The sequence below is a fragment of the Cupriavidus sp. 30B13 genome, from assembly GCF_049059565.2.
Taxonomy (GTDB): domain Bacteria; phylum Pseudomonadota; class Gammaproteobacteria; order Burkholderiales; family Burkholderiaceae; genus Cupriavidus.
The window spans coordinates 3,110,193-3,125,688 of the sequence record NZ_CP188224.1 but is presented as its reverse complement, the minus strand read 5'-3'; the positions used below and the strand labels follow the sequence as shown (position 1 = coordinate 3,125,688).

General features: G+C 70.1%; 11 protein-coding genes. 10 read left to right on the top strand and 1 reads right to left on the bottom strand.

Annotated elements, in window-relative coordinates:
* Positions 1-12 precede the first annotated feature (12 nt).
* Together ACKI2N_RS33015 and ACKI2N_RS33010 are read left to right on the top strand one after the other, a co-directional pair.
* On the top strand, positions 13-1,689 hold the full coding sequence (locus tag ACKI2N_RS33015) for an MFS transporter (protein ID WP_420996594.1): 1,677 nt from the start codon (positions 13-15) through the stop codon (positions 1,687-1,689).
* Positions 1,690-1,795: 106 nt separating this feature from the next.
* A complete protein-coding gene (locus ACKI2N_RS33010) occupies positions 1,796-2,980 on the top strand; it encodes a CaiB/BaiF CoA transferase family protein (RefSeq protein WP_420996593.1) in 1,185 nt (394 codons plus the stop codon).
* Between the two features lie 55 nt (positions 2,981-3,035).
* Here ACKI2N_RS33010 and ACKI2N_RS33005 read toward each other — a convergent pair whose 3' ends face one another.
* On the bottom strand, positions 3,036-3,770 hold the full coding sequence (locus tag ACKI2N_RS33005; protein WP_420996592.1) for a GntR family transcriptional regulator: 735 nt from the start codon (positions 3,768-3,770) through the stop codon (positions 3,036-3,038).
* A gap of 172 nt (positions 3,771-3,942) precedes the next feature.
* Here ACKI2N_RS33005 and ACKI2N_RS33000 point away from each other — a divergent pair, with 172 nt between their 5' ends.
* From ACKI2N_RS33000 to ACKI2N_RS32965, 8 genes are all read left to right on the top strand, one after another.
* Complete coding sequence (locus tag ACKI2N_RS33000) at positions 3,943-5,163, top strand: pyridoxal-phosphate-dependent aminotransferase family protein (RefSeq protein ID WP_420996591.1); 1,221 nt, start codon at positions 3,943-3,945, stop codon at positions 5,161-5,163.
* A 333-nt stretch (positions 5,164-5,496) separates the two neighbouring features.
* On the top strand, positions 5,497-6,771 hold the full coding sequence (locus ACKI2N_RS32995; RefSeq protein ID WP_420996590.1) for an MFS transporter: 1,275 nt from the start codon (positions 5,497-5,499) through the stop codon (positions 6,769-6,771).
* Between the two features lie 10 nt (positions 6,772-6,781).
* Positions 6,782-7,546 (top strand): 2-keto-4-pentenoate hydratase, encoded by a 765-nt coding sequence (locus ACKI2N_RS32990; protein WP_420996589.1) that lies wholly within the window; start codon positions 6,782-6,784, stop codon positions 7,544-7,546.
* A 42-nt stretch (positions 7,547-7,588) separates the two neighbouring features.
* Entirely contained in the window at positions 7,589-10,618 is a 3,030-nt protein-coding gene (locus ACKI2N_RS32985; RefSeq protein ID WP_420996588.1) for an FAD-binding and (Fe-S)-binding domain-containing protein, read from the top strand.
* A gap of 304 nt (positions 10,619-10,922) precedes the next feature.
* Positions 10,923-12,182, top strand: coding sequence for an MFS transporter (locus tag ACKI2N_RS32980; RefSeq protein ID WP_420996587.1), 1,260 nt, complete (start codon positions 10,923-10,925; stop codon positions 12,180-12,182).
* A 40-nt stretch (positions 12,183-12,222) separates the two neighbouring features.
* Positions 12,223-13,071 (top strand): dihydroorotate dehydrogenase electron transfer subunit, encoded by an 849-nt coding sequence (locus ACKI2N_RS32975; protein ID WP_420996586.1) that lies wholly within the window; start codon positions 12,223-12,225, stop codon positions 13,069-13,071.
* Entirely contained in the window at positions 13,064-14,014 is a 951-nt protein-coding gene (locus ACKI2N_RS32970; protein ID WP_420996585.1) for a dihydroorotate dehydrogenase, read from the top strand. The genes ACKI2N_RS32975 and ACKI2N_RS32970 overlap by 8 nt, the downstream gene beginning before the upstream one ends.
* Positions 14,015-14,046: 32 nt before the next feature.
* Positions 14,047-15,339 (top strand): Zn-dependent hydrolase, encoded by a 1,293-nt coding sequence (locus ACKI2N_RS32965; protein WP_420996584.1) that lies wholly within the window; start codon positions 14,047-14,049, stop codon positions 15,337-15,339.
* Positions 15,340-15,496 lie beyond the last annotated feature (157 nt).

The window sequence follows — 15,496 nt, the reverse complement described above, 5'->3', positions numbered from 1 at the left end:
ACGGAGACTGCAATGAGCACTTCAATCGAGCTGGAAACCCGCGCGGTAGCCGCCAAGGCACAGGGCCGCGGGGTCTCGCGCATCGTCTCGGCGGCCGCCATCGGCACCGCCTTCGAGTGGTATGACTTCGTGCTGTACGGCGCGCTGGCCGGCGTGCTGGCCAAGCGCTTCTTCGCCGGCGTGGACCCCACCACGGGCTTCATCTTCGCGCTGCTGACCTTTGCCGTGGGTTTCATGATGCGTCCGCTCGGCGCGCTGGTGTTCGGGCGCCTGGGCGACATGGTGGGGCGCAAGAAGACCTTCCTCGTCACGGTGGGCATCATGGGCGTGGCCACCGTGGGCGTGGGCCTGCTGCCCGACTACGCCACGCTGGGCATCGCCGCGCCGGTGCTGCTGATCTCGCTGCGCATCCTGCAGGGTTTCGCGGTGGGCGGCGAATACAGCGGCGCGATGGTCTACGTCGCCGAGCACGCGCCGCCGTCGCGGCGCGGGCTGAGCACCTCGTGGATCTCCGCCTCGTCCACGGCCGGGCTGCTGATGTCGTTCGGCATGATCCTGCTGGCGCGCACGGTCTCGGGCGACGCCTTCGAAGACTGGGGCTGGCGCATCCCGTTCCTGTTCTCGCTGGTGCTGCTGGCGATCTCGGTGGCGCTGCGGCTGCGCATGGACGAGTCGCCCATGTTCCAGCGCCTCAAGCGCGCCGGGCAGATCTCGGCGTCGCCGGTGCGCGACACCTTCATGGACGGCAGGAACCTGCGGCGCATCTTCCTGGCTTTTTCGCTGTGCGCGGGCATGACCTCGATGTACTACATCGCGGTGCTGTACCCGACCTTCTTCCTGACCCAGACGCTGCGGCTCGACGGCAAGACGGTAAACACCATCGTGCTGTGGGTGGCTGCCGTGGGCACGCCGTTCTTCATCGCCTCCGGCTGGCTGTGCGACCGCTTCGGCCGCAAGCCCGTGCTGCTGGCCAGCTTCGTGCTGACGGCGCTGGCGGTGTTCCCGCTGTTCCAGGCGCTGGCCCACTACGGCAACCCGGAACTGGCCGCCGCCGCCGCGCGCGCGCCGGTCACCGTGAGCGCCGACACGGCGGACTGCACCTTCATGTTCAACCCGACCGGCACGCGCCGCTTCGACAGCGCCTGCGACGTCGCGCGCCAGGCGCTGGCCGGCATGGGTCTGGACTACGAGCTGGTGCCGGCGCGCGCGGGCGAGGCGGCGGCCGTCAGCATCGGCGCGGCCTCGGTCGCCTCGTACGACGGCCGCGCGCTGGCGGGCGCCGCGGCAACGCAGCGCGCCGCGGCCTTCCGCGAGGACATCAAGGCGGCGCTGTCGGCGGCGGGCTACCCTGAGCGGGCCACGCCTTCGCCGTCGGACCTGTGGGCCATCTTCGCTTTGCTGTCGGTCTTCTTCTGCCTGTCGATCCTGTCGGTGACGGCCATCGCGCCCACGCTGGTCGAACTGTTCCCGACGCGCATCCGCTATACCTCGATGTCGGTGCCCTACAACATCGCCAGCGGCTGGGTCGGCGGCCTGCTGCCGACGCTGGTGTTCGCGATCTCGGTGCAGAGCGGCAACAAGTACGCCGGCCTGTGGTATCCGGTCGGCTGGGCGGTGCTCGCGGCCGTGGCGCTGCTGCTGTTCTACCGGGAGACGCGCGGAGTGGACGTGGGGGTGGACGGTGCGTGAGCGGTGCGGCGCGCGGGCCGGCGCCGATGTTGCGCTCGATGGCGCTTGATGGTGCCTATTGGTGCCTAATGGCGCCCGTGGCAAGGATTCACCGGAGGGAATGTCCATGTCAGCGGTTTTGCAGGGTATCCGTGTGCTCGATCTCGGCCGCTATATCGCCGGTCCTTTTTGCGCCGCGTTGCTCGCGGACTTCGGCGCGGACGTGATCCGCGTGGACCGGCTGGGCGGCAGCGAGGACCGCTTCGTGATGCCGGTGGCGGCCGATGGCACGGGCGCCATCTTCATGCAGGTCAATCGCGGCAAGCGCTCGATCACGCTCGACATCGAATCGCCGCGGGGCCGGGAGGTGGTGCGCGACCTGGTGCGCAGCGCCGACGTGGTGGTGGTCAACATGCCGCCGGACACGCTGCGGCGGCTCGGGCTGGACTACGACGCGCTGCGCGCCGTCCGGCCCGACGTGATCGTCGCGGTGGCGTCGGCCTTCGGCATGGACCCGGCGGTGGCGGACCGGGTCGGCTTCGACGGCGTCGGGCAGGCGATGAGCGGCGCGGTCTACGCCTCGGGCATGCCGCTGCAGCCGGCCAAGGCAATGGTGCCGGTGGTGGATTTTTCCACCGCGCTGGCCTGCGCGCTCGGTGTCATGGCCGCGCTGCTCGAACGCCGGGGCAGCGGACAGGGGCAACTGGTGGAAGCGTCGCTGCTGCGCACGGCGCTCAACATGGCCAGCGGCGCACTGATCGAAGAATCGCTGCTCGGGCTGGACCGTCGGCCCAGCGGCAACCGCAGCCCGATCGCGGGCCCGTCGGACATCTTCCGCGTGCGCGACGGCTGGATCATCGTGCAGGTGATCGGGCAGCCGCTGTTCAACCGCTGGGCGGCGCTGATCGGCAGGCCGGAGGTGCTGGACGACCCGCGCTTCGCCGACGATCGCGGCCGCGGCGAGCACGGCGAGCAGCTCAGCCGGATGATGGCCGACTGGTGTGCGGGACTATCGCGCGAGCAGGCGCTGGCCGCGCTGGAGCATGCGCGCATTCCCGCCGGCCCGGTCAACTCGCCGCGCCAGGCATTGCGCGACGAGGTGATCGGGGCCAGCGGGGCGTTCTGCTGGGTGGCTTATCCGGGGCTGGAGCGTCCGGCGCCGCTGGTGGCGCCGCCGGTGGGGCTGTCGCGCACGCCGCCGGCGCTCGACCGCAGGTCGCCCACGGCGGGCGAGCATACGGACGAGGTGCTGGCCGGGATCGGCTATGACGCGCACCGCATCGGCGAACTCCGGCGGCATGGCGTGATCTGACGCGCCGCCGCTGCGCGCCGGCCCGCGCGCGCGGAGCAAGGCTGGCCTTGCCCCTTCAGGCGTTATGCGTCACCACGTCGCCGACCGGGTCGGGATGGATCTGCATCACGGCATCGCGCTTTTCCAGCAGGTGCCGCTTGAGGATCGCGCCCAGCAGCTTGCCGTCGCGCGCTTCCAGCGCCTTGATCATCTCTTCGTGGTCGTGCACGGCGCGGTCCCACTTGTCGGTCTGGTGGTTGGAGCGGAAGCGCAGCGCCTTCAGGCGCCGGTTGATCGACTGGTAGGTCTGGCGCAGCGCCGAATTGCGGGCCGCTTCGTTGATGCGGTCGTGGATTTCCTGGTTGCGGCTGTAGTAGCCGGGCAGGTCGTTCTGCACGCGGCAGGCCAGCATCGCATAGTGCAGCGCCTTGATCTCGGCCAGCTCCGCCGGCGTGATGCGCTCGCAGGCGAGCTCGCCCGAGAATGCTTCCAGGCCGCTCATCAGCTCGAAGGTTTCCCACACTTCCGCTTCCGTCATGCGCGAGACGCTGGCGCCGCGGTGGGGCGAGATCTCGATCAGGCCCTCGGCGGCCAGCACCTTGAAGGCTTCGCGCAGCGGCGTGCGCGAGATGCCCAGGGTTTCGCACAGCTCGCGCTCGTTGAGCTTCATGCCCGGCGACAGCACGCCTTCCACGATGAACTTGCGCAGGTGGTCGACCACCATTTCGTGCAGCCGCTGCCGCTCCACCTTGGGCAGGATCGGGGCGGGGCGGGCCAGGCCACCGTCGGCCGGATTTTGTGGATTTTGCATACAAAGTCCTTCCCGTTGCGTTTTTTCGCATTTTACTGCATCTCATCGGTCACAAGCGGCTTCGGGGTAAACACCAGCCGGGAGCGTCGATTCTGCGCTTGGGTCGGGTCGTTTCGTCTGCTAAAGTATTTTGAATGCAAAATTCATGATTCAAGACAAGGAGGCATCACTCATGATCAAGCTCGACTTCCATCCCGCCGGCCGCCACTTCCTGCAGATCCCGGGGCCGAGCCCGGTGCCCGACCGCATCCTGCGCGCCATGAGCTACCCGACCATCGACCACCGTGGTCCCGAGTTCGGTGCGCTGGGCCGCAAGGTGCTGGCCGACATCAAGAAGATCTTCAAGACCACGCAGCCGGTCATCATCTATCCGGCGTCCGGCACCGGTGCCTGGGAAGCCGCGCTGACCAACACGCTGAGCCCGGGCGACGCCGTGCTGATGTTCGAGACCGGCCACTTCGCCTCGCTGTGGAAGAAGATGGCCGAGGCGCTCGGCCTGAAGCCGGAGTTCATCGGACTGCCCGGCATCGAGGGCTGGCGCCACGGGGTGCGCGCCGACATGATCGAGGCGCGCCTGCGCGCCGACGGCGGCCATGCCATCAAGGCCGTGTGCGTGGTGCACAACGAGACGTCCACGGGCGTGACGTCGGACATCGCCGCGGTGCGCCGCGCCATCGACGCGGCCGGCCACCCGGCGCTGCTGCTGGTGGACACCATTTCCGGCCTGGCCTCGGCGGACTACCGCCATGACGAATGGGGCGTGGACGTGACGGTGTCGGGCTCGCAGAAGGGCCTGATGCTGCCGCCGGGGATCAGCTTCAACGCGCTCTCGCCGAAGGCCATCGCGGCCAGCAAGCAGGCCAGGCTGCCGCGCGCGTTCTGGGGCTGGGACGAGATCATCGAGGCCAACAAGAACGGCTACTGGCCGTACACCCCCAACACCAACCTGCTCTATGGCCTGTCCGAGGCGCTCGACATGATCCTGGACGAGGGCCTGGACAACGTGTTCGCGCGCCACCAGCGGCTGGCCGAGGCCACCCGCCGCGCGGTGCGGGCCTGGGGCCTGGAAATCCAGTGCGCCGATCCGGCGCTCTACAGCCCGGTGCTGACGGGCGTGATGATGCCCGAGGGTGTCGACGCCGATGCCGTGCGCAAGCGCATCTATGAACGCTTCGACATGTCGCTGGGGCAGGCGCTGGGCAAGATGCGCGGCAGGATGTTCCGCATCGGCCATCTCGGCGACTGCAACGACCTGACCCTGATGGCCACCCTGGCCGGCTGCGAGATGGGGCTGAAGCTCTCGGGCGTGCCGGTGGCGGCCAGCGGCGTGGCCGCGGCCATGGACTATCTCGTTTCGCTGGAAGACAAGCCGGCGCTCAAGGCCGCGGCCTGAGTTCGTCCGGAAAGGCGGCCGCGTTGCCGCGGCCTTTCCGGGCAGGGGCAGTGGGGTAACGGTAGTGGCAGTGGAATAGCAGCGAATAGCAGCGAATAGCGGCGAATAGCGGCGCACAGCGGCGGATAGCGGCGGATAGCGGCGAATCGCAGCGCCCATCAGTGAATCGCAATACGCACAGGCATGGCTTCACCCAAGCGGGCGAGGCCAGGGAGCGGTGTTGCCGGGCGCAGCCCCGCCGCCTGCCGCGCACACGGCAGCCCGCCGCAGAGCAGGCCCGACACCAGGCCCAGGCACGCGCCGGGCCGGCAGACAACAGACCGGAGACAAGCAATGAAGCGCTTTCGTGCGACCAGCATCGTGCTGGCGATGCTGTGCATCATGTATTTCATCACCTATCTCGACCGCGTCAACGTCAGTACCGCAGCAGCCGGCTTCGGCCAGGAGTTCCACCTCAGCAAGACCGAGATCGGCCTGGTGTTCTCCGCCTTCGCCTACCCCTACCTCGTGTTCCAGATCATCGGCGGCTGGGTCAGCGACCGCTTCGGCGCCAAGCGCACGCTGATCGTGTGCGGCGTGTTGTGGGCCATCGCCACGCTGCTGACCGGCCTTGCCGGCGGGCTGGTCTCGCTGCTGGCCGCGCGCCTCTTGCTCGGCCTCGGCGAAGGCGCGACCTTTCCGGCCGCGACCGCCGCCATGGCGCGCTGGGTGCCCAAGGACAAGCGCGGCTTCGCGCAGGGCATCACCCATGCGTGCGCGCGCGTCGGCAACGCGGTGGCGCCGGCGGCGGTGGTCGCCATCATGGCGGTCTACGGCTGGCGCGAGTCGTTCTACATCTGCGGCGCGATCAGCCTGGTCTGGGTCGGGCTGTGGGCATGGACCTTCACCGAGCAGCCGAAGGACCATCCCCGCATCACGCCGGCCGAGCTGGAGGCCCTGCCGGTCGCGCGCAGCAAGTCCGCCAACATACCCTGGCGCCGCCTGTTCAGGCGCATGGCGCCGGTGACCATCGTCTACTTCTGCTACGGCTGGACGCTATGGCTGTTCCTGAGCTGGATCCCGCAGTACTTCCTGCACAGCTATGACCTGGACCTGAAGAAGTCGGCGGTGTTCGCCTCGGCGGTATTCTTCGCCGGCGTGCTCGGCGACACGCTCGGCGGCGTGGTGACCGACAAGCTCTACGAGCGCACCGGCAGCCTGAAGCGCGCGCGCAGCTGGATGGTGGCGGCCTGCATGCTGCTGACCATGATCGTGCTGCTGCCGATGCTGTTCACGCACCAGCTCTATGTCTCGATGGCCTGCCTGTCCGCCGGCTTCTTCTTCGCCGAGATGACCATCGGCCCGATGTGGGCGATCCCGATGGATATCGCGCCGGAATACTCCGGCACCGCCAGCGGCATGATGAATACCGGCTCGGCGCTGGCGGCGATCATCTCGCCGGTGCTGTCGGGCTACCTGATCGACCGCTTCGGCAGCTGGGAGCTGCCGTTTATCGGCAGCATGGTGCTGATGGGGGTCGGCGTGGTGCTGGCCTTCCGCATGCAGCCGGAGAGCAAGTTCGAAACCGAGCCCGCCGCCGCGGCCGGTCCCACCCATCTGCACGCCTGAGCATCCCGCCATGAGCCATCCTCATCCGCCACAGGAACTCGCCGGCCTGCTCGTGCGCGCGGGCAGCGAGGGTCTTTGCTTCGCCGATCTGCCGCCCGCGCTGCTGCCGCGCGACGCCGGCGCGGCCTACGCCGTGCAGGCCGAAGTGCTGCGCCAGCGCCATGCCGGCATCGGCGGCTGGAAGGTCGGCGCGAAGTCCGCCACCGGGCCGGTCCAGGGCGCGCCGCTGCCGGCGGACTGCGTGCATCCGGGCCCCGCCGCGCTGAAGCTGGGCGGCTTCCGCCGGCCCGGGCTGGAACTGGAGATCGCGTTCTGCTTCGGGCGGGTCTTCGCGCCACGCGCCACGCCCTATGCCGACGAGGAAGTGCTCGACGGCATCGCGTACATGGCCGCCGCCATCGAAGTGGTGGCGAGCCGCTACCGGGAGTGGCCTGCGGTGGACAAGCTTGCCCAGCTCGCCGACCTGCAGAACCACGGCGCGCTGGTGGTCGGCGAGTACGTGCGCTACCAGCCCGGCTACCCGTTCGGGCATCCCGCGCTGTCCTTCACCTTCGGCGGCGCCGAGGTGGCCGCGGGCGCGCCGGCCAATCCCGCCGGCGATCCGCGCCGCCTGCTGCCGTGGCTGGTCAACCACTGCGCGGCGCGCGGCATCGCGCTCGGGCCCGGCACGCCGGTCACCACCGGGTCCTACACCGGCATGCATTTTCCGCAACGGGCGGGCGTGGCGCTGGGCACCTTCGCCGGCCTGCCGCCGGTCGAGCTCACCTTCGGGTAGGCAGGCACGCCGCCGCTCTCCACACGCATCGACACGAACGCCATGAACCCTCCTCCCTCCTCCCTGCTGGCCAAGCCGGTCCACCTCGTGCCGCCGCAGCGCGGCGCAGCCTCGCCGCTGTCGGCGCGGCTGCGCAAGGCGCTGCGCGGCGACGTGCTGTTCGACCGCGCCAGCCGTGGCCGCTATGCCACCGATGCCTCGATCTACCAGATCATGCCGCTCGGCGTGGTGGTGCCGCGCGACCAGGCCGACCTGCTGGCGGCGCTGGAAATCGCGCGCGAGGAACGGCTGCCGGTGCTGGCGCGCGGCGCGGGCACCAGCCAGTGCGGCCAGACCGTGGGCGAGGCGCTGGTGATCGACAACAGCAAGTGGCTCAACAGCGTGGTGGACTTCGATGCCGCGGCGCGTACCGTCACGGTGGAGCCGGGCATCGTGCTGGACCATCTCAATGCCTGGCTCAAGCCGCATGGCCTGTGGTTCCCGGTCGACGTTTCCACCGGGGCGCAATGCACCATCGGCGGCATGGCCGGCAACAACTCGTGCGGCTCGCGCTCGATCGAGTACGGCAACATGGTCCACAACGTGCTGGCCATCGATGCCGTGCTGGCCGACGGCAGCCAGTGCCATTTCGGCTCGCTCGCACATGCGGCCGAAGGCGCGCGCGTGGCGGGCCTCGTGCAGGAGCTGCGGCGCATCGCCACGCGCGAGCGCGGCGAGATCGCCGAGCGCATGCCCCGCGTGCTGCGCCGCGTGGGCGGCTACAACATCGACCTGTTCGATTGCCAGAACCCGCGCGCCTACACCGACGACGGCCACGCCAACCTGTCGCATATCCTGGTCGGCTCCGAAGGCACGCTCGCCTACAGCCGCCAGCTCACGCTGAAGCTGTCGCCGCTGCCGCGCCACAAGGTGCTGGGTGTGGTGAACTTCCCCACGTTCTACCAGGCCATGGACATGACCCGGCATATCGTCAGGCTGGGGCCGGTGGCGGTGGAGCTGGTCGACCGCACCATGATCGACCTGTCGATGGAGAACCCCGCCTTCCGCCCCGTCATCGAACGGGCCCTGAGCGGCGACCCGCAGGCCATCCTGCTGGTCGAGTTCGCCGGCGAGGAGCACGCCGCGCTGCTGGCCCGGCTCGACGCGCTGGCCGAACTGATGGGCGACCTGGGTTTGCCCGGCTCCGTGGTGAAGATGCCCGAAGCCGGGGCGCAGAAGGCGCTGTGGGACGTGCGCAAGGCCGGCCTGAACATCATGATGAGCATGAAGGGCGACGGCAAGCCGGTGTCCTTCATCGAGGACTGCGCGGTGCCGCTGGAGCACCTGGCCGAGTACACCCGCCGGCTGACCGAGGTGTTCCACAAGCACGAGACCGAAGGCACCTGGTATGCCCACGCCAGCGTGGGCACGCTGCACGTGCGCCCGATCCTGGACATGCGGCGCGACGGCGCGGCGAAGATGCGGGCGATCGCCGAGGAAGCCGCGGCGCTGGTGCGCGAGTACAAGGGCGCGTACTCCGGCGAGCATGGCGACGGGCTGTGCCGCGGCGAGTGGGTGGCGTGGCAGTACGGGCCGCGCATCCATGCCGCGTTCGGCGAGATCAAGGCGCTCTTCGATCCCGACAACCGCTTCAACCCGGACAAGATCGTGCGCCCGCCGCGCATGGACGCGCGCGAGAACTTCCGCTTCGCGCCCGGCTACGCGGCGCTGCCCCTCGCGCCCGCGCTCGACTGGTCGGCGTGGAACGTCACGCGCGATCCGCTCACCGGCACGCAGAGCGCGCCCGGCACCGGCACCGACCGCGCCGGCGGGCTGGCGGCCGCGGTGGAGATGTGCAACAACAACGGCCATTGCCGCAAGTTCGACGCCGGCACCATGTGCCCCAGCTACCGCGTCACGCGCGACGAGCAGCACGTCACGCGCGGGCGCGCCAACACGCTGCGGCTGGCGGTTTCCGGCCAGCTTGGCGAAGGCGGCCTGGCCAGCGCCGAGGTCAAGGAAGCGCTGGACCTGTGCGTGTCCTGCAAGGGCTGCAAGCGCGACTGCCCGACCGGCGTCGACATGGCGCGCTTCAAGATCGAGGCGCGCCATGCGTGGTCGCAGCGCCATGGCACCGGCCTGCGCGAGCGCATGGTGGCCTTCATGCCGCGCTACGCGCCGCTGGCCAGCCGGCTGGCGCCGCTGCTGGCGCTGGCCGATGGCATTCCCGGCGTCCCGGCGCTGGTCAAGCGCGCGCTTGGCTTCGCCCCGCAGCGCTCGCTGCCGCGCTTCCGGACTTCGTTCCTGTCGACGGCGCGGTCGGCGGTCGGCGGGGGCAAGGACGCGCCGGCGCGCGAAGTCCTGCTGTTCGTCGACACCTTCAACAACTACATGGAGCCGGACAACGCGCGCGCGGCGCAGCAGGTGCTGGAGGCCGCGGGCTACACCGTGCATTTCAGCGTCCGCGCGGGCGAGCGGCCGCTGTGCTGCGGCCGCACCTTCCTTGCCGCCGGGCTGGTGGACGAGGCGAAGGCGGAAGCGCGGCGCCTGCTGGACACGCTCGGGCCCTACGTGGAGCGGGGCGTGCCGGTCGTCGGGCTGGAGCCGTCCTGCCTGCTGTCGCTGCGCGACGAGTTCCTCGGCTACGGCTACGGCGAAGAGGCCGGGAAGCTGGCGGCGCAGGCCTTCCTGTTCGAAGAGTTCCTGGTGCGCGAGCATCGCGACGGGCGGCTGGCGCTCGACCTCGCCGCGCTGCCGGCCAGCGAGGCGGTGGTGCATGGCCATTGCCACCAGAAGGCGTTCGATGCCTTCACCCCGGTGCAGACCGTGCTCGGCTGGATCCCCGGCCTCAAGGTGACGCCGGTCGAATCCTCCTGCTGCGGCATGGCCGGCAGCTTCGGCTACGAGGCCGAACACTACGGCGCCTCCACGGCGATGGCCGAGCTATCGCTGCTGCCCGCGGTGCGCAAGCGCGCGGCGGACGCACTGGTGGTGGCCGACGGCACCAGTTGCCGCCACCAGATCCACGACGGCGCGCAGGCCGAGGCGCTGCACGTGGCGCGCGTGCTGGCGATGGCGCTCAAGCGCCGCTGAAAGGTGCGTGGCCGGGGTCCTTCGCACAATTTTGTCTCAGTAATTAGACGATCTTCCGCAATCGGCGCGCAGTGGCCCGAAGCCAGCGCGCAACTTCCGCGCGAACCTGCTGCGGGTGGGCAAGAAAGCCCTTGCCAAGGCACTGTCCCGGACGTAATCTAAAAAAAGAAATCGCGGAAAAGAGCCGTGGCCCGGTGCCGTCATCGACGACGCCGGGCAAATTTTCGGCGCTATTGTCTAAATATTGAGATTATCGGATGCCGGGCCATGCGGGCCCGGCCCACCCCCGGCAGGAGCCATCCCGATGGAAGCAAACGCAGAAGCGCCGGCCGCCCCCGCCGCCGCGATCCCCGCCAGCCCCGGCCTGCCCGAGCGCGCCTCGCCCTACGCCTGGAAGGCGCTGGCCGGCTCGGCCATCGGTTATGCGATGGATGGCTTCGACCTGCTGATCCTCGGCTTCATGCTGCCGGCCATCAGCGTGGCGCTGAGCCTGAGCACGGGGCAGTCCGGCGCGCTGGTGACATGGACGCTGATCGGCGCGGTGGCGGGCGGCATCCTTTTCGGCGCCCTCAGCGACCGCTATGGCCGCGTGCGCGTGCTGACCTGGACCATCGTGCTGTTCGCGGTGTTCACCGGGCTGTGCGCGTTTGCGCAAGGCTTCTGGGACTTGCTGGTCTACCGCACCATCGCCGGCATCGGCCTGGGCGGGGAATTCGGCATCGGCATGGCGCTGGCCGCGGAGGCGTGGCCGGCCAGCAAGCGGGCGCGGGCTTCGTCGTATGTCGCGCTGGGCTGGCAGGCCGGGGTGCTGCTGGCCTCGCTGCTGACGCCGCTGCTGCTGCCGCATATCGGCTGGCGCGGCATGTTCCTGCTGGGCGTGGTGCCGGCGCTGGTGGCCTGGGTGGTGCGCAACAAGCTGCATGAGCCGGAAGTGTTCGTGCGCAGCAGCGGCCAGGACAAGGGCAACGCGTTCAGGCTGCTGGTGGCGGATGCGCGCACCGCGCGCACCAGCCTGGGCATCGTGGTCCTGTGCGCGGTGCAGAACTTCGGCTACTACGGGATCATGATCTGGCTGCCGACCTACCTGTCCCGCACGCTTGGCTTTTCGCTGACCAGGTCGGCGCTGTGGACCTCGGTGACGATCATGGGAATGATGGTGGGCGTCTGCGCGTTCGGGCACCTGGCGGACCGCATCGGCCGCAAGCCTACCTTCCTGATCTTCCAGGCCGGCGCGGTGGCGATGGTGCTGGCCTATGCGCGCATGTCGGACCCGCTGACCATGCTGTGGGCCGGCGCGGCGATGGGCATGTTCGTCAACGGCATGATCGGCGGCTACGGCGCGCTGATTTCCGAAGCCTACCCCACCGCGGCGCGCGCCACCGCGCAGAACGTGCTCTTCAACATCGGCCGCGCGGTGGGCGGCTTCGGGCCGGTGGCGGTGGGCGCGCTGGCCACGGCCTATTCCTTCCAGGTCGCCATTGCGCTGCTGGCCAGCATCTACGTGCTGGACATGCTCGCCACCTTCTTCCTCATTCCCGAACTGAAGGGCGTGGAGCTGGAGTAGGCCGTCCGCGGCAAGCCCCCGAAACCAGACAGGAGTCCCCATGTCAGCATCCCTGTGCGGCGCCGGCGGCGCCGCCACGGTCGCGTCCTATCGCTGCCGCGTGGTCGAGCACCGCTGGGTCAACCGGCGCTACAAGTACCTCCGGCTCGAAGCCGATGCGCCGCTCGCCGCCATCACGCGGCCCGGCCAGTTCTACCAGCTCAGGTGTCCCGTCACCGACGAGGCGCAACCGTTCCTGCTGCGGCCCATGAGCGTGTACGGCGCGGGCCCCGAGGATGGCCGCCTCGAGTTCCTCTACAACGTGGCCGGCGTGGGCACGCGCGCGCTGGCGGGCCTGCCGGCCGGCGGCAGCATGGACATCGTCGGTCCGCTCGGCAATACGTTCGCGCTCGACCCCGCCTTCCGGCGCATCCTGGTGGTGGCGCGCGGCGTGGGCCTGGCCACCATGGCGCCGCTGGTGCGGCAGGCCGCCGGGGCGGGCGTGGCGATCACCGCGCTGATGTCCGCCCGCAGCCGCGCGGACCTGATGGAACGGGAATTCCTGCGCGGCGCCGCGGCGCAGGTGCATGGCGTGTTCGACGAAGACGGGTCCTCCGCGGTGGCGGCGGTCGAAGGCCTGCTGCGCCGGCTGCTCGCCGGGCAGCGCCCCGATGCCGTCTACACCTGCGGCTCGCACCGCCTGCTGATGCTGCTGCAGCGCGTGCTGGCGGACTATCCGCAGGTGCGCGGCGAAGTCGCCATGGAGCAGCGCATGGCCTGCGGCATGGGCGTGTGCCTGTCCTGCGTGCGGTTGTTCGAGCGCGGCGGCGACAAGCAGTTCCTGCGGGTCTGCCGAGAAGGCCCCGTGTTCCCGATCCGCGACGTCACGCAGGAGGTGGAGTTTGGCTGACTTGTCCGTGCGCATCGGCGGCCTGACGTTGCGCAACCCCGTCATGCCCGCCTCCGGCTGCTTCGCGATCGAGTATCTCGAAGCGCTGGACTTCAACCGGCTCGGCGCGCTGGTGATCAAGAGCGTCTCGCCCCGGGCACGCGCCGGCAATCCCACGCCGCGCGTGGCCGAGACCCACGGCGGCATGCTCAATTCCATCGGCATTCCGGGCAAGGGGCTGGACCACTACCGCACGCATGTGCTGCCGCCCTACACGCGCTACGACACGCCGGTCGTGGTCTCGGTCTCCGCCGACACGGCCGAGGAATTCGCGCTGGCGTGCGAGGCCCTGTCGCTGCCCGGCGTGGCCGCGCTCGAAGCCAATATCTCCTGCCCCAACCTGGAAGCCGACGGCATGGCCTTCGCCATGCTGCCGGAGACCACCCGCCAGGCGGTGGCCGCGATCCGCCGGCGCACGCGGCACCCGCTGTGGGTCAAGCTCACGCCCAACGCCAGCGATATCGCAGCGGTGGCGCGCGCGGCGGAAGACGCCGGCGCGGACGCCATCGTCATGGGCAATACCGTGCTCGGCATGGCGATCGACGTGCGCACGCGCAAGCCCCGCCTGGGCAACGTGATGGGCGGCCTGTCCGGCCCCGCCATCAAGCCGGTCGCGGTGCGGCTGGTGCATCAGTGCCACCGCGCGGTGCGCATTCCGGTGATCGGCTGCGGCGGCATCCAGAACGCGGAAGACGCGGTGGAGTTCATGCTGGCCGGCGCCAGCGCCGTGCAGGTCGGCACCGCCTCGTTCCGCGATCCCGGTGTCATGGGCAAGATCGTCGACGGCCTGCATGCCTACTGCGGCGAGACCGGCACCGCTGCGCTGCGCGAGCTCACCGGGCAGGTCAGCCTGGACCGCCAGCTCAGCGACCGCTGGCTGCGCTTCGCGCAACAGTCGGGCTGAGCGGCCCGCCCCCGCAAACGATGGACACAGTCATGGATATCGAGGCACTCAAGCCCGTCGCGCAGACGCTGTTCGACGACATCCGCACGCTCTCGTTCGACGGCGTCGGCGTCACGCGCGACAGCTACGGCGCCGGCGAGAGCGCGGCGGCCGACTACCTGCGCGATTTCGCGCGGCGCGAGGGCCTGCACGTGGAGGCCGACGGCGCCGCCAACCTGGTGTTCCGCCTGCCCGGCGAGCGCGCCGACGTGCCCGCGGCGTGGATCGGCTCGCACCTGGATTCGGTGCCGCAGGGCGGCAACTTCGACGGCCTGGCCGGCGTCGTCGCCGGGCTGCTGTGCCTGCTCGCGCGGCGGCGCGCGGGCGGCGCCACGGCCGCGCCGCTGGGGGTGATCGGCCTGCGCGGCGAGGAAAGCGCGTGGTTCGGCAAGGCTTACCTGGGCTCGGGCGCCGCGCTCGGCAAGCTGGGCGCCGGCGACCTCGCGCTGCGCCACCGCCGCAGCGGCCACACCGTGGCCGAGTGCATGGCGGCGCTCGGCGCGGACCTGGCGTCGATCCGCGCGCAGCGGCCGCTGTTCGACAAGACGCGCGCGCTGGCCTATCTCGAGCTGCATATCGAGCAAGGCCCGGTGATGGTGGCGCGCGGCCTGCCGCTGGCGGTGGTGCCGGGCATCCGCGGCAACGTCCGCCACAACCGCATCACCTGCAGCGGCGAGGCCGGCCATTCCGGCGCGGTGCCGCGCTGGCTGCGCAAGGACGCGATGTTCGCCGTGGCCGAGCTGATCGTGCGGCTGGACACGCGCTGGCGCGAGCTGCTGGAGCGCGGCGCCGACCTCGTGGTGACCACCGGCGTGGTCGGCACCAGCCCGGAGGAGCATTCGGTGTCGCGCATTCCGGGCACCGCGAGCTTCAGCTTCGAGGCGCGCAGCAAGAGCGTGGCGGTGCTGGAGGAGTTCTACCGCTGGATGCGCGCCGAATGCGAAGCCGTCGCGCGCGAGCGCGGGGTCTGCTTTGCGTTCGACGCCCGCGTCGATGCCGCGCCGGCGACCATGGACGCGGGGTTGTCCGAGCTGCTGGCGCGGCAGTGCCGCGCGCGCGGCGTGCCGTTCGACCTGGTTCCCAGCGGCGCCGGGCACGACGCGGCGCAGTTCGCCAACGCGGGCATTCCCACCGGCATGCTGTTCATCCGCAACGAACATGGCTCGCATAACCCGCGCGAGGCCATGGATCTGGACGATTTCATGCTTGGCGTGGGAGTGCTGGCCGCGGCGGTCGACAGTCTCCGCAGCGGCGGCGTCAGCGAGGCAGCCCGCGGCAGTATATGAGGCAGTGCGGGCCGCACAATTCTTGCCAGTTCCCCACTTAATCGATAATAATTCTCATTTATCGATGGGGCGGACGCATCAGCATGGCCACGATCTGGCCACCCGCGTCTTCGCGGCTGCCGGGCGAGATCGACCCGCACCGGCGCGCGAAAAATTC

Bases quoted from the DNA above. Each gene is read 5' to 3' on its own strand.
- ACKI2N_RS33005 (WP_420996592.1), bottom strand. From the start codon at position 3,770: ATGCAAAATCCACAAAATCCGGCCGACGGTGGCCTGGCCCGCCCCGCC.
- ACKI2N_RS33000 (WP_420996591.1), top strand. From the start codon at position 3,943: ATGATCAAGCTCGACTTCCATCCCGCCGGCCGCCACTTCCTGCAGATC.
- ACKI2N_RS33015 (WP_420996594.1), top strand. From the start codon at position 13: ATGAGCACTTCAATCGAGCTGGAAACCCGCGCGGTAGCCGCCAAGGCA.
- ACKI2N_RS32965 (WP_420996584.1), top strand. From the start codon at position 14,047: ATGGATATCGAGGCACTCAAGCCCGTCGCGCAGACGCTGTTCGACGAC.
- ACKI2N_RS32975 (WP_420996586.1), top strand. From the start codon at position 12,223: ATGTCAGCATCCCTGTGCGGCGCCGGCGGCGCCGCCACGGTCGCGTCC.
- ACKI2N_RS32985 (WP_420996588.1), top strand. From the start codon at position 7,589: ATGAACCCTCCTCCCTCCTCCCTGCTGGCCAAGCCGGTCCACCTCGTG.
- ACKI2N_RS32995 (WP_420996590.1), top strand. From the start codon at position 5,497: ATGAAGCGCTTTCGTGCGACCAGCATCGTGCTGGCGATGCTGTGCATC.
- ACKI2N_RS32990 (WP_420996589.1), top strand. From the start codon at position 6,782: ATGAGCCATCCTCATCCGCCACAGGAACTCGCCGGCCTGCTCGTGCGC.
- ACKI2N_RS32980 (WP_420996587.1), top strand. From the start codon at position 10,923: ATGGAAGCAAACGCAGAAGCGCCGGCCGCCCCCGCCGCCGCGATCCCC.
- ACKI2N_RS33010 (WP_420996593.1), top strand. From the start codon at position 1,796: ATGTCAGCGGTTTTGCAGGGTATCCGTGTGCTCGATCTCGGCCGCTAT.